At 73.1% G+C, this 13,321-nt stretch carries 13 protein-coding genes; 6 read left to right on the top strand and 7 right to left on the bottom strand.

Going from position 1 to position 13,321, the window contains the following annotated elements:
• Positions 1-57: 57 nt before the first annotated feature.
• From ACZ6SQ_RS08865 to ACZ6SQ_RS08850, 4 genes are all read right to left on the bottom strand, one after another.
• A complete protein-coding gene (locus ACZ6SQ_RS08865; protein WP_469558233.1) occupies positions 58-759 on the bottom strand; it encodes an SDR family oxidoreductase in 702 nt (233 codons plus the stop codon).
• Between the two features lie 218 nt (positions 760-977).
• On the bottom strand, positions 978-1,343 hold the full coding sequence (locus ACZ6SQ_RS08860) for a cupin domain-containing protein (RefSeq protein WP_386384172.1): 366 nt from the start codon (positions 1,341-1,343) through the stop codon (positions 978-980).
• Between the two features lie 208 nt (positions 1,344-1,551).
• A complete protein-coding gene (locus tag ACZ6SQ_RS08855; protein WP_469558230.1) occupies positions 1,552-2,538 on the bottom strand; it encodes a threonine ammonia-lyase in 987 nt (328 codons plus the stop codon).
• Positions 2,535-3,227, bottom strand: coding sequence for a helix-turn-helix transcriptional regulator (locus ACZ6SQ_RS08850; RefSeq protein WP_469558735.1), 693 nt, complete (start codon positions 3,225-3,227; stop codon positions 2,535-2,537). The genes ACZ6SQ_RS08855 and ACZ6SQ_RS08850 overlap by 4 nt, the downstream gene beginning before the upstream one ends.
• Before the next feature lie 330 nt (positions 3,228-3,557).
• Between ACZ6SQ_RS08850 and ACZ6SQ_RS08845 the strand changes: the two genes are divergently transcribed.
• The 4 genes from ACZ6SQ_RS08845 (at position 3,558) to ppk2 (ending at position 6,726) form a co-directional block, all read left to right on the top strand.
• A complete protein-coding gene (locus ACZ6SQ_RS08845; RefSeq protein ID WP_469558228.1) occupies positions 3,558-3,833 on the top strand; it encodes a DUF1876 domain-containing protein in 276 nt (91 codons plus the stop codon).
• Between the two features lie 108 nt (positions 3,834-3,941).
• Positions 3,942-4,526 (top strand): Rv1733c family protein, encoded by a 585-nt coding sequence (locus ACZ6SQ_RS08840; protein ID WP_469558226.1) that lies wholly within the window; start codon positions 3,942-3,944, stop codon positions 4,524-4,526.
• A 24-nt stretch (positions 4,527-4,550) separates the two neighbouring features.
• Positions 4,551-5,867, top strand: a complete 1,317-nt coding sequence (locus ACZ6SQ_RS08835) for a phosphoribosyltransferase family protein (protein WP_469558224.1) — start codon at positions 4,551-4,553, stop codon at positions 5,865-5,867.
• Positions 5,868-5,910: 43 nt separating this feature from the next.
• Positions 5,911-6,726 (top strand): polyphosphate kinase 2, encoded by an 816-nt coding sequence (gene ppk2, locus ACZ6SQ_RS08830; RefSeq protein WP_469558221.1) that lies wholly within the window; start codon positions 5,911-5,913, stop codon positions 6,724-6,726.
• A 37-nt stretch (positions 6,727-6,763) separates the two neighbouring features.
• On the opposite strand, the gene ACZ6SQ_RS08825 is transcribed toward ppk2, so the two are convergent.
• The 3 genes from ACZ6SQ_RS08825 to mftE all read right to left on the bottom strand — a co-directional run bounded on the left by ACZ6SQ_RS08825 (position 6,764) and on the right by mftE (position 10,741).
• Positions 6,764-7,450 carry a TetR/AcrR family transcriptional regulator gene (locus ACZ6SQ_RS08825; protein ID WP_469558217.1) on the bottom strand — a complete coding sequence of 229 codons (687 nt, stop codon included), beginning with the start codon at positions 7,448-7,450 and terminating at the stop codon, positions 6,764-6,766.
• Positions 7,451-7,668: 218 nt separating this feature from the next.
• On the bottom strand, positions 7,669-9,741 hold the full coding sequence (locus ACZ6SQ_RS08820; protein WP_469558214.1) for a SpoIIE family protein phosphatase: 2,073 nt from the start codon (positions 9,739-9,741) through the stop codon (positions 7,669-7,671).
• A gap of 199 nt (positions 9,742-9,940) precedes the next feature.
• Positions 9,941-10,741 (bottom strand): mycofactocin biosynthesis peptidyl-dipeptidase MftE, encoded by an 801-nt coding sequence (gene mftE / locus ACZ6SQ_RS08815; RefSeq protein ID WP_469558211.1) that lies wholly within the window; start codon positions 10,739-10,741, stop codon positions 9,941-9,943.
• A gap of 114 nt (positions 10,742-10,855) precedes the next feature.
• On the opposite strand from mftE, the gene mftR reads away from it, so the two are divergent.
• Both mftR and ACZ6SQ_RS08805 read left to right on the top strand, forming a co-directional pair.
• Positions 10,856-11,494, top strand: coding sequence for a mycofactocin system transcriptional regulator (mftR, locus tag ACZ6SQ_RS08810; protein WP_469558209.1), 639 nt, complete (start codon positions 10,856-10,858; stop codon positions 11,492-11,494).
• 247 nt (positions 11,495-11,741) lie between these two features.
• On the top strand, positions 11,742-12,911 hold the full coding sequence (locus ACZ6SQ_RS08805) for an ROK family protein (RefSeq protein ID WP_469558207.1): 1,170 nt from the start codon (positions 11,742-11,744) through the stop codon (positions 12,909-12,911).
• Positions 12,912-13,321 lie beyond the last annotated feature (410 nt).

The following is a 13,321-nucleotide window of genomic DNA, read 5'->3' as shown; positions in this document are numbered from 1 at the left end:
GGAGACCGCGGACACGCCCCCGCCCGACCGGGGACCGGGCCGGAAGCCGGTGGCCGGTCAGACGGCGAGCTGCGGGTACAGCGCGGTGAGGTCGGCCGAGAGTCCCGCCTTGACCTGCCGGGTCAGCTCGTCGGCCAGCACCTCGGGGGCGTTCACCGCTATGCCGTCCAGCGCCTGGGCGGCCACGCTCTCCGGGGTGGACTTGGGCGCGTCGACGCCGGCCGCCATGTCGGTGTCGACGTACCCGACGTGCAGGCCGGTGACCTCGATGCCGCGCGGCTTCAGATCCAGGCGCAGGGAGTTGGTCTGCGACCACAGAGCGGCCTTGGACGCGCTGTAGGAGCCGCCGAGCGCCAGCCAGGACAGCACGGAGTGGACGTTGAGCAGATGGCCGCCGCCGTTGCGCTCGATGACGGGCACGAAGGCCCGGGTGACCAGGAGCGGACCGAAGAAGTTGGTCTCGAACTCGCGGCGTACGTCGTCCACGGCACCGTCCAGATAGGAGGCGTTCACCGCCGCGCCCGCGTTGTTGATCAGGATCGTGACGTCCTGGGCCTGTGCGGCCGCGGCCGCCACGGACGCGGGGTCGCTCACCTCCAGGGCCAGCGGCACGGCGTCGGGATGGGTGACGGTGCGCGGGTCGCGGGCGGTGGCGTACACCTTCTTCGCGCCGCGCTCGTACAGGGCGGCCACCAGGGCGCGGCCGATACCGCGGCTGCCGCCGGTGACCAGGGCGATGGCGCCTGCGATCGTCGTCATGGGTCTCTCCGGGGTGCGGGCGGGCCCGAGGGCGCGCGAGGGCACGGACACGACGGAAACCGATCGGTTTACCGACGCCGTCAGAGTAAACCGATCGGTTTCCACCGTGCAAGGCGAGGTGCGTCCGGGCGGGCGGCACGCTCGGGGTCAGGCTGCGCCCCCAGGTGCCGTGCCGCTCCGGCTTCCGGCACCCCGGCGCCTTCGGCCCTCCTGTGCCGTCAGCTCCCCTGTCCCTTGGCGAACTCCTTGGCCGTCTGGCCCTCGAAGTCGAAGGCGACACACGCCTCGTCGCCGACGACCCAGGCGTCGTGCCCCGGCGAGCACACGAACACATCGCCCGGACCGGCCTCGGTCTCGCTGCCGTCGTCCATGAGGATGTGGATCCGGCCTTGGACGACATAGCCGTTGTGGTTCATCTGGCAGGTCTCGGTGCCCGCGATCGGTCCGACGGACTCGGACCAGCGCCAGCCCGGCTCGAACGTGGCCACGGAGAAGTCGCACCCGGGGAGGTGGACCGCTTCGAGGTGGCCACGGGGGAACTCGCGCTGCTCGTCCGGTTTGTCGAGCGCCTTCACTTCCAGCATGACGCTCCTCCTTTCCGGCCGTCCCGGACGGCCGGGTCCGGCCCCGCCTGCCGCTCCCGGGCCGGGAACGGACTCCGGTACGGGCCGGGCCACTCCCTCTCATCGTCCGCCCGTCGAGGCGGGGGCCGCCAATCGGGTGACTCACTCCCGGCGGGGTCTCCCGGCGCGGAGTGGCTCACTTCCCGCGGGATCTCCGTCGCGGTGCGGCTCACTTCCCGCCGGATCTCCCGGCGCACAGCTCGGCGAAGCGGTCGGCGTCGATGTTGCCGCCGGAGAGGATGAGACCGGTGCGGCGCGACGGTCCGGCCGTGCGACCGGCCAGCAGGGCGGCCAGCGGGGTCGCGCCGCTCGGCTCCAGCACGATCTTCAGCCGCTCGAAGGCGAACCGCATCGCCGCCCTGATCTCGTCGTCGCCGACCAGCGCGATGTCGTCGACCAGCCGCCGGTTGACGGAGAAGGTCAGCTCACCGGGGGTGTGCAGGGCCTGTCCGTCGGCGATGGTGTGCGGCACCGGGATGCTGACGCGGTGGCCCGCCGCCAGGGACCGCTTGGTGTCGTCGCCTTCCTCCGGCTCCACGCCGACGACCCGGATGCCGGGGTGCAGGCCCTTGGCCGCGGTGGCGCTGCCGGCGATCAGCCCGCCGCCGCCGACCGGCACCACCAGCGTGTCCAGCTCACCTGCCTCGGAGAGCAGTTCCAGTGCCGCCGTGCCCTGTCCGGCGATGATGTCCGGGTGCTCGTAGGGCGGGATCAGGGTCAGGCCGCGCTCCGCCGCGAGCGCCTCGGCGAGGGCGACCCGGTCGCCGGTGTAGCGGTCGTAGGTGACGATCTCGGCGCCGTAGCCCTCGGTCGCCGCCCGCTTGGAGCGGGGTGCGTCCTCGGGCATGACGATCACCGCGGTGGTGCCCAGCTCGCGCGCGGCGAGCGCCACGGCCTGGGCATGGTTGCCGGAGGAGTAGGCGGCGATGCCCCGGGCGAGCTGCGGCGGGGTGAGCCGGGAGGCCGCGTGATAGGCGCCGCGGAACTTGAACGCGCCCACCCTCTGGAAGTTCTCGCACTTCAGGAAGACCTCGCCGCCCACCAGGGCGTCGAGGGTGCGTGAGCGCAGCACGGGCGTGCGGTGGACGACGCCCTCGATCCGGGCGGCGGCGGCACGGACGTCCTCGAGCGTCACGACGGGGGTGGTGGCCGTCACGGGTGGGCTCCCTTCGGGGTCGGGCCGGGTCCGGCGTCGTCCGGGCCCGAGGCTCTGGCCTGGGCCAGGTAGTGGTAGGCGGAGGCACGCGAGATGCCGAGGCGGGTGGCGACCTGCTCGACGGACCGGCGGACGGCGAAGACACCCTGCTCGTCCAGGCCGCGGAACAGCTCGAGGCGTCCGGCGCGGTCCAGCCCGGCCCAGTTCTGGTGCCGGTGGAGCTGTCGGGTGTCGACCATGGCGTCGACCACCGAGTCGATGTCGTTGCCGAACGTGGTGACGGGCAGGCCCGCCGACGGGGTGCCGCCGAGGCCGGCGAGCGCGCCGAGCAGGGCGTGGGCCTGGGAGACCGCGCCGATGTCCAGGTTGAGACAGAGGGCGCCGAAGACCGCGCCGGTGGAGTCGCGCAGCAGCACGGTGGACGACTTCACGAGCTGTCCGTCGCGGGTACGTGTGAGGTAGTTGAGCTCGTCGGCCGCCTCGTCGCCGCGGGCCAGGGCGCGCAGGCCGATCTCGCTCATCGCGCCGCCGACCGCGCGGCCGGTCACCGAGCCGGCCACGGCGACCACGGACTCCTCCGGCCGCCGGTAGTCGTGCAGCACCGCTTCGCAGACCGGGCCGAAGGTCGCGGCGATCCCCGCCACGGCCGGGGTGAACGCGGCGATGATCGCGTCCCGCTCGCGCTCCAGATCCTCCGCGCCCCGCGGATCCTCATCGCGCCCCAGATCCTCCCCGCCCCGCGGATCCCCGTCACGGTCCAAGTCCTCTTCGCCCCACAGCCTCTCCTCGCGCCCCACGTCGTCTTCGGCTGCCATGCGCCCACTCCCCTTCCCGCTGCCTCCGTCACGTCACCAGCCCCTCCCACCGTCTGGACGGACAGTCCAATCCCTGTACGAATAGTCTAGGCATCAACGGCGCCGGGTCCGCAAGTCCTCCGTTCGGGTGGCTCGGGGCCGCGAACGGGGCGCAGTCTGTACCCAGGGGCGTATTCCGCACGGGAGTGCACGGGAGTGATCGCGATGCCGGACAAGCAGTGGAATGTGCAGATCTACATCACCGAGGACGGCGACGACACACGGGCGCGAGCCGTCCTGACCACGGGCGACATGGACGGCAACGGCGAGACCGACACCGTCACCGGCCGGGGCACGGCCCGGCGCAGCCCGCTCGACCGGCCCGTCCCCGAGATCGGCGACGAACTCGCCGCCAGCCGGGCCCTGGAGGACCTCGCCATCCGGCTGCACGACGTGGCCGCGGACGACATCGTCGAGCTCTCCGGACCGATCAGCACGTGACGGGCGGGGACCCCGCCCCGGCCCGGGCGGGGTCCCCGCGACAGCTCCGTCACCCAGAGGTGGCCCCGCCGCTCCCGCGGTGTGACCCTGTTAGGGAGGTGCGAACCGATGCGCGACAGCAGGAAGTCAGCTCAGTGGCTGTGGCGGTGGCGGAACAACCCGCTGCGGCGGCACGACGATGTAGTCGAGGCCTGGATCCTGCTCGCCGTGTGGCTGGTCGCCCTCGTCGGCGGGATCGTCGCCGGGGTCGTCACGGCCCACGCCGCGGACGCCACGTTCGCCCGGCAGCGCGCCGAGCGCACCGCCGTCCAGGCCGTCGTGACCGGCGGTGCGCCGTCCGACACCCCGCGCGCGGGCACCGTCTCCGACCAGGTCAGGGCGAAGGTCAAGTGGACCGCCCCGGACGGCACCGCACGTACCGGGATCGCCCTCGTGGACGCCGGGCACCCGACCGGTTCCAAGGTCGTGGTGTGGCAGGACGCGCAGGGCACGCTCGCCGCCGCGCCGCCCACCGGGGCCGAGGCCTCGGTCGAGGCCGGACTGCTCGGCACGGCCGCGGCGGTCGCCTTCGCCGGCACGGCGCTCGCCGGCGCCGCGCTCACCCGGTGGCGGATGGACAAACGGCGCATGGACCGCTGGGACCGCGAGTGGGAACTGGTCGGCCCGCGCTGGGGCGGCCACATGACGGGCTGACGACACGACGAGGATGGGGGCCGCATGCGCTTCGAGAACCGGGTCGACGCCGGACTTCAGCTCGCGGACGCCCTGGAGGGCCTGCGCGGCACGGACGTGGTCGTGCTCGGCCTGCCCCGCGGCGGCATCCCGGTCGCCTACCAGGTGGCCCGCTGTCTGCACGCCCCGCTCGACGTCCTCGTCGTCCGCAAGCTCGGGGTGCCCTGGCAGCCGGAGCTCGCCTTCGGCGCGATCGGCGAGGGCGGCGTCCACGTGCTCAACGACGACGTCGTGGCCGCGACCGGGGTGACCCCGCAGGAACAGGCCGAGGTCGAACAGCGCGAACGCGCCGAACTCGTGCGGCGGGTCTCGGCCTACCGCGCCGGACGCCCGCCCGCCCCGCTCGACGGCCGCACGGTCGTGGTCGTGGACGACGGCCTGGCCACCGGGGCCACCGCGACGGCCGCCTGCCAGGTGGTGCGCGGGCAGGGCGCGGCCCGGATCGTGCTGGCCGTCCCGGTGGCCCCCGACCGTATCCCGGCACGGCTGAGCGAGGTCGCCGACGAGGTGGTGTGCCTGGAGACGCCGAGCGGGTTCGGCTCGGTCGGCGCCTGGTACCACGACTTCGAGCAGACCGACGACGCCGAGGTCGGCGCGCTGCTCGCCCGCGCCATCCGTCCGGCGCCGGACGCCGGTGACCTGCCGCCCGACCCCGAGGTGGAGGTGCCCGCCGACGGGGTGCGGCTCGCCGCGCGGTTCGCGCTGCCGAGCGGCGCCCCGGCCGTGGTGGCGTTCGCGCACGGCAGCGGCAGCAGCAGGCACAGCCCGCGCAACCAGTACGTCGCAGCCGAGCTCAACCGCGCGGGCCTGGGCACCCTGCTGCTGGACCTGCTCACCGAGGACGAGGAGAACGACCGGGGCAATGTCTTCGACACCGTGCTGCTGGCCCGCCGGCTGCGGGCCGCCGCGGACTGGCTGCGCCAGGAGACCGGGCTGCCCGTGTCGTACTTCGGCGCCAGCACCGGAGCGGCCGCGTGCCTGGAGGCCGCGGCCGACGACGACGGCATCCTGGCGATCGTCTCCCGCGGCGGCCGGCCCGACCTGGCCTCCACCGCCGTCCTGGCGCGCGTCCGGGCGCCGACACTGCTGGTGGTCGGGAGCCTGGACACCGAGGTGCTCAGCCTCAACCGGCTCGCCGCGGACCGGCTGCACTGCGAGCACCGGCTCGCCGTGGTCCCCGGCGCGACCCACCTGTTCACCGAGTCCGGCACCCTCGCCGCGGTGTCCTCCCTGGCCCGCGACTGGTTCACCTCGCACCTCACCCGGCCCGACAGCGCCGTACGGCATCCCAGTCCGGCGTGACGTACGGTGGCGTCCAGGTGAACGACCGGCAGTGGAGCGGCACATGGGCGACAAGAAAGCGGCGAACGGGACGGCGAAGCTGAGCCGTAAGACGTACGACGACGAACTGCTGCGCCTTCAGACCGAGTTGGTGAAACTCCAGGAGTGGGTGCGGGCCGAGGGGGCGCGGCTGGTCGTGGTCTTCGAGGGCCGGGACGCGGCCGGCAAGGGCGGCACGATCAAGCGGGTCACCGAGCATCTCAACCCGCGCGTCGCCCGGATCGCCGCCCTGCCCAAGCCGACCGAACGGCAGCGCAGCCAGTGGTACTTCCAGCGCTACGTCGAGCATCTCCCGGCCGCGGGCGAGATCGTGCTGTTCGACCGGTCCTGGTACAACCGGGCCGGTGTCGAGCATGTGATGGGCTTCTGCACCAAGGAGGAGCACCAGCGCTTCCTGCGCCAGTGCCCGATCTTCGAGCGGATGCTCGTGGAGGACGGCATCCTGCTGCGCAAGTACTGGTTCTCCGTCAGCGACGCGGAGCAGCAGGACCGTTTCCGGCGCCGGCTGGAGGATCCGCTGCGCCGCTGGAAGCTCTCCCCGATGGACCTGGAGTCGATCACCCGCTGGGAGGCCTACTCCCGCGCCAAGGACGAGATGATGGTCCACACCGACATCAGCGAGGCCCCCTGGTACCTGGTGGAGAGCGACGACAAGCGGCGGGCCCGCCTCAACATGATCGCCCACCTGCTGAACTCGGTGCCGTACGAGGACGTCCCGCCGCCCGTGCTGGAGTTGCCGAAGCGGCCGCCGTCCACCGGGTACGAGCGCCCGCCGCGCGATCTCCAGACCTACGTCCCGGACCACTCGTCGAGTCTGTGAGTCTGTGAGTCACCTGTTCCCACGCCGTGGCGCGGGGTCAGCGGCCGGGCGGGCTCTCCATGACACGTCTCAACGACGGCAGCAGTGCCTCCAGGTCCTGCCCGGAGCGGAACGCGATCACGGTGGTGCCGCCGTCGAGGGCGCCCACGCCCGTCGAGGGCGCCGGGAACAGATCGAGCACCTCGCGCATCGCCTCGTCGATCTCGGTGACCGGGTCGGCGGACTCACCGCGCAGCCACCGCCGCAGCACATGGTTGTGCGCCGCGACGACGGAGGCGGCCATCAGTTCGGCGCGCAGCGAGGCACGGGCGGTCGGGTCGCCCATCCACTCGGCGATGAACTCCCTGAACAGCCGCTGGTAGCGCGCCACACTGGCGATCTCCCGGTCGCGCAGCACGGCGACCTTGCTGGTCAGCGCGTAGCGGCGGCGGGCGAGGTCGCCCTCGTCGATGTAGTGCAGCAGCACCAGCCGGACCGCGTCGGAGACGGCGACCAGCGCGGTGCTGTGGCTGGAGGTGGCCAGCCGGTCGCGGATGAGGTCGAGCAGCCGGTCGTGGTCGGGGAAGATCACCGCTTCCTTGGACCCGTAGTGCCGGAAGAAGGTCGTACGTCCGACTCCGGCTCGCTCGGCGATGTCGTCGACGGTGGTCTGCTCGTAGCCGCGCTCGTCGAAGAGCGCCAGGGCGGCGTCGGCCAGGCGGATCCGTGCGGGTGGCTTGCTCATGACCGCCCATCCTCTCTTGATCTCACGGACCGGGACTACCTGCCCCACGCAATGGTACTGAGCTCCGGACATGGGAGTCTCAGTACCTTCATGACAGGGGGCGGGCGCGCGGGCGGGCCACGGTCGGCGAGGCGCCCGTGCGCGGGTCGGAGAGCGGGCGCGCGATTCTCGCCCGACGTCGGCCGGCCACCGGGCCCCGCTCCCCCGCCGGCCGGTCCTCACAGCAGGGTCATGAGGTCGAACTCCGCCGGTGCCAGGGACTGTTCGGTCCAGATGGTCTTGCCGTGGCGGCCGTAGCGGCTCCCCCAGCGACGGCTGAGCTGGGCGATGAGGAACAGGCCGCGGCCGCCCTCGTCGCTCCAGCGGGCCCGGCGCAGCCTCGGCTGGGTGTTGCTCGGGTCGGTGACCTCGCAGATCAGCGCGTTCTCACGGATGAGCCGCAGGCCCACGGGGCCGCCCGCGTAGCGGACCGCGTTGGTGACCAGCTCGCTGATGATCAGCTCCGTGGTGAAGGCCATGTCCTCCAGGCCCCAGGTGGCCAGCTGCTCGGCGGCGACCCGGCGGGCGGTGGACACCACGCTCGGCTCGGCCGGGAACTCCCAGCTCGCCATGTGCTCCGCGGCGACGCTGCGGGTACGGGCCAGCAGCACGGCGATGTCGTCACGGGGCGGCGCCCCGTCCAGGTCGGCGAGCAGCGCCTGGCCCGCGTCGTCCAGGGGACGGCCGGGGCGGCAGGAACCGGCGAGGGTGTCCATCAGCCAGCGCAACCCGCCCTCGCCGTCGCTGTCATGACGTTCGATCAGGCCGTCGGTGTAGAGGGTGAGGACGCTGTCGGGCGCGAGGTCGACGGCCGTCGTCTCGAAGGGCATGCCGCCCACGCCGAGGGGCGGTCCGGGCGTGACCTCGATCGGCTCGGTGCTGCCGTCGGGCCGGGTCACGACCGGCGGTGGGTGCCCGGCGCTGGCCAGCGAGCAGCGCCGGGTGACCGGGTCGTAGACGGCGTACAGGCAGGTGGCGACGAACGGGCCCGCCGGGTCGGCCTCCTTGCCGAACTGCTGCACCAGGTCGTCCAGATGGGTGAGCAGCTCGGTGGGGTCGAGTTCGAGGTCGGCGAGGGTGCGTACGGCGGTGCGCAGCCGGCCCATGGTGGCGGTGGCGTACAGGCCGTGGCCCGCGACGTCCCCGACGACCAGGGCGACACGCAGCGAGGGCAGCGGGATGACGTCGTACCAGTCGCCGCTGATCCCGGCCCCGCTGCGGGTGGGCAGATACAGGCCGTGCGTCTCGGCCGCGGGCGCGTCGGTGGTCGGCTCGGGCAGCAGCCGCTGCTGGAGGGCGAGCACCGAACGGTGTTCACGGGTGTAGCGGCGGCCGTTGTCGATGCTGAGCGCGGCCCGCGTGGCGATCTCCGTCAGCAGGTCGGCGTCCCTGTCGTCGAAGGCGTCGAGCTGGTCGGTGCGCCAGACGGAGACGGTGCCGAGGATCAGGCCACGGGCGAGGAGCGGCACCCAGAGGGCGGAGTGGCCGCGTTCGGGGATGGCGAGCCGGTGCTGTTCGGGCGTGTCGAACAGGGCGGCCACCTTCTTCGCCGAGAACACGACGGCCCGGCCGTTCTCGACGTCGCGCGGTTCGCTCGTGGAGAGCGCCGGGGGAATGAGCCGGCCCGGCTGGGTGAGGTGGGCGGGCCAGATCCCGCCCGCCGCGGCAGCGGCGGTACGGCGCAGATGCAGATCCCCGGCGCCGGCGATCATCGGCGGTTCGATGCCTTCCAGGACGCCGTCGGCCAGGTCGACGCTGGCGAGGTCGCCCAGGGCCGGGACGAGCACGTTGACGAGGTCCTGGGAGGTGCGCGCCGCGTCCAGGGAGCCGCCGATCCGGGTGGCCGCCGCGTGCAGCAGATCACGCTCGCGGCGGGCGCGGCGCTGGGCGCTGGTGACGGCCGGGAAGGTGTGCGGGACGTGCGCGTCCCCGTCCGCCGCCGCACTCAGCGGGGCGAGCAGCACGAGGACGTCGGTGGAGGGCTCCTGCGGCACCGTCCGCAGGGTGACGTCGACCCGGCCGCCGGTGCGGTGCCGCAGCCGGCAGGTGCCCGTCGCCGGGAGCTCGTCCTCGCCGGGGGCGTCCTGGAGCACACGGAACCGTCTGCCGCAGACCTCGTCGGCGGTCCGGCCGAGCAGCGCGGCGGCGGCGGCGGACCAGCGCACGACCGTGCCGTGGGCGTCCAGCAGAACCGTCGCGACAGCCGTGAGCGGGATCGTCGAGCCCGCGTCACCGGTGGTGGACCCGCCCATCTCGCTCCTCTCCACCGCGCTCGCCTCTGTTCCTCACGGTACGTCGGCGGTCCCCTTCCCACCATGGAAGGCCCGACAGCGGCCGGGAGCGGGGCGGGACCGGCCGTACGAGGGCACTGACTCGTCGGCGAGGTGACCGGGGGCGTCCTCCCGGCGGGGCCGGGGGCTCCGGGTCGACCGGGCGGCAGCGGGCCCGGGGCTACGGGTCGGTCAGCCGGCCGTGCCGGTCGACCGTGTCGTGGACGATCCGGCGGACCGCCCCGGCCACCATCGCCGCCACCAGCCGGGCGCCCTCCTCGGCGTCGGCACCGGTCGGGTCGCCGAGCACTCCGCTGGGCGAGACCGCGAGTACCCCGCGTTCGACGAGTTCGGGCAGCACGGTGGCCAGCGGCCGGGTGTCGCCGACGACGGCGGCGTCCATCCGTACCTGCTCGGGGGCCAGGTGCAGCATCACCGAGGTCTCGGTGCGGCCGGCGTGCGCGTCGCCGCCCGGGACCTCGCAGCCGGTCCAGGCGACGTCATGGCCTTCGGCGCGCATCCGGGTGACGGCGACGGCGAGGGTACGGGTGTTGCCGCCGTGGCCGTTGACGAAGACCACCCGGTCGGCCCACAGGGACAGCGACCGCACGGTCTCCACCAGCACCGTCAGCAGCGCCTCGTGCCCGATCGAGATCGTGCCCGGGAAACCGGCGTGTTCGCCGCTCGCGCCGTAGGCCAGGACCGGCGCGACACGGGGCGCACCGTTTGGCCCGGGCGGGAGCGCCTCGGCCACCCGCTCCGCCACGGCGGCCGCGACGGCGCTGTCGGTGTGCAGCGGCAGATGCGGGCCGTGCTGTTCCGTCGACCCGACGGGTACCAGGACCAGCGCGCCGACGGGAACGTCCGGCCAGGCGGCCCGCGCCAGGTCGCGTTCCGTCGGCGGATGTGCCGGCAGGTCGCTGGGGGCCGGGGGCGGCAGGCGCGGCTCGGCCACCGTCTCGAACCGTCCGCCGTCGCCCATCGGGCCTCCCTGCGGTTCCCGACCGGAGATTCAGTGACCTGAAGACTCAGTGACATCCGGTGCCGAAATGATGTGTGTGCCAAACTAATGGCACTCGGTGCCGAAAGGAAAGGTGTGACTCCCACTCCGCCCGCACGCGCCACCGGCCCCGCCCCGCGGATCGGGCGCAGGCCGGTGACCTCGCGCGCCGAACTCGAGCGCCACGCGCTGGAACTGTTCACCGCACGCGGCTTCGAGCGGACCACCGTCGAGGACATCGCGGCCGCGGCCGGAATCGGACGGCGCACGTTCTTCCGGTACTACAGCTCCAAGAACGACGTGGTGTGGGGCGACTTCGACGGCGAACTGGACCGTATGCGCGCCTGGTTCGCCGCCTGTCCGTCCGCCACCCCGCTGATGGAGGCGCTGCGCGGGGCGATCGTGGCGTTCAACCGCCTGGAGCCCGGCCAGGTCCCCCGGCACCGGCAGCGCATGGCGCTGATCCTCACCGTGCCGGAGCTCCAGGCGCACTCCACGCTGCGCTACGCCGCCTGGCGTGCCGTGGTCGCCGAGTTCGCCGCCCAGCGGCTGGGGCAGTCGGTCGACGCGCTGATGCCCCAGGTCGTCGCCCACACCGCGCTGGGCGCCGTGGTCGCCGCGTACGGGCACTGGCTGCGCGAGGAGGGCTCCGATCTGGAACGGCTCCTGGACGAGGCCCTGCGCCACGTGTCCGCCGGCTTCCGCACCGGCCCCGGCGACGGCCGTCGCCCTTGAACTTCCGGCCCTGGAGCCGGTGGAGGACGGCGTCGCCGGGCCGATGCCCGAGGACGTGCTCGCGGCGGCCGCGTTCCCTCTCTGGGCCGGATTTCGATGATCCAGGGTCCTACTTCCGCCGTTTCACATCGGATCTCCCGCATGGACGTGACACTGGAAGCGACTTAAGTCTACCGTCGGACAAAAGTCCCGCCCTGGCTATGCTTTATCCGGCGACACCGGCGTCACGACACGAGGAGATGCGGAGTTGACCATCGACGCGGCAGGCGCGGGCGCTCTTCTGGCGATCCTGCGCAACGGACAGGCGCGGACCCGCACCGAACTGATGCAGCTCACCGGTCTCGCCCGGTCCACGGTGACCCAGCGGCTCGACGCCCTCCTCGGCCATCAGTGGATCGTGCCGACGGGCGACGCCGTCTCCTCGGGCGGCAGGCCAGCGGTGTCCTTCACCTTCAACGCCGGGGCGAGGGTCGTCCTCGCCGCCGATCTGGGCGCGACGCACGCCCGGCTCGCCGTGACCGACCTGGCCACCCGGGTGCTGGCCGAGCGCGGCCAGGACATGGCCATCACCCAGGGCCCGGAACGCGTCCTGGAGTGGCTGGTCACGGAGTTCGAGAGCCTGCTGGCGGAGGCCGGGCACACGCTCGCCGACGTGTGCGGCATCGGCATCGGCCTGCCCGGACCGGTCGAGCACTCGACGGGCCGTCCGGTCAACCCGCCGATCATGCCCGGCTGGGACGGCTTCGACGTACCGGGATGGCTCGAACCGCGGCTCGGGGCCCCGGTGCTCGTGGACAACGACGTCAACATCATGGCCCTCGGCGAACACTGGGCGGTCGGTCCCGAGGTCGCCCACCAGCTCTTCGTGAAGGTCGGCACCGGGATCGGCTGCGGCATCATCACCGAGCACCGCCTTCACCGCGGCGCCCAGGGAGCCGCAGGCGACATCGGCCACATCCAGGTCACCGCGGCGCCCGACCGGGCCTGCCGCTGCGGCAACACCGGCTGCCTGGAGGCCGTGGCGGGCGGCGCGGCCCTCGCGGAGCAACTGCGCGCGGCGGGCGAGGACACGGCCGACGGCCGGGACGTGGTCGCTCTGGTCCGGGCGGGCAACCCCGCCGCCATCCAGATGATCCGCCAGGCCGGCCGGGACATCGGAGACGTGCTGGCATCGCTGGTGAACTTCTTCAACCCCGGCACCATCGTCATCGGCGGCGACCTCTCCGACGCCGGTGAGCACCTGCTGGCCGGTGTCCGCGAGCTCATCTACAGCCGTTCCCTGCCCCTCGCCACACAGCACCTGACCGTCCGGGTCCGCCAACTCGGCGACCGGGCCGGTGTGATCGGCGCGTCCGTCATGGTCATCGAGCACGTCCTCAGCCCCACGGCGGTCGACCGCGCGGTCGCGGGCGAGTAGCTCACCCGGCGCCACTGCGGCCTACACCTGCAGCGCGCTGCCAGCCGGTTCGGGGCAGCGCGCCTCAACTCATGGCCACATAGGCGCACTTGAACGCCCGCGAGCCACCTGCCGCGCCGCGCCACACCCCACCGCCGATCCGGCCACCCCGCCCCACCACCCGACACCCTGTCACATCGATCACCCGACAGGACTTTGTCTCAGAAGAATCAGAAGTCGCGAATACTTCTTACCTAAGTCCTTCCCTCACCCGCAAGGCACTGCTAGCTTCCACCGCAGCAAGCACCGAAGGCCGGATCCAGTCGGCGAGAGGGTGGAGGCGAGGCGTATGACGGCACGGCCCGGCAGCGCCCCTCACGACACCGGCTCCGCCGCGTATCCGCACACCCGTTGCCTCAACAACCCCACCT

Source organism: Streptomyces sp. NPDC048600, from assembly GCF_055587025.1.
Note: the sequence above shows the minus strand (reverse complement) of the source record. Positions and strands in the feature narration are given on the sequence as shown.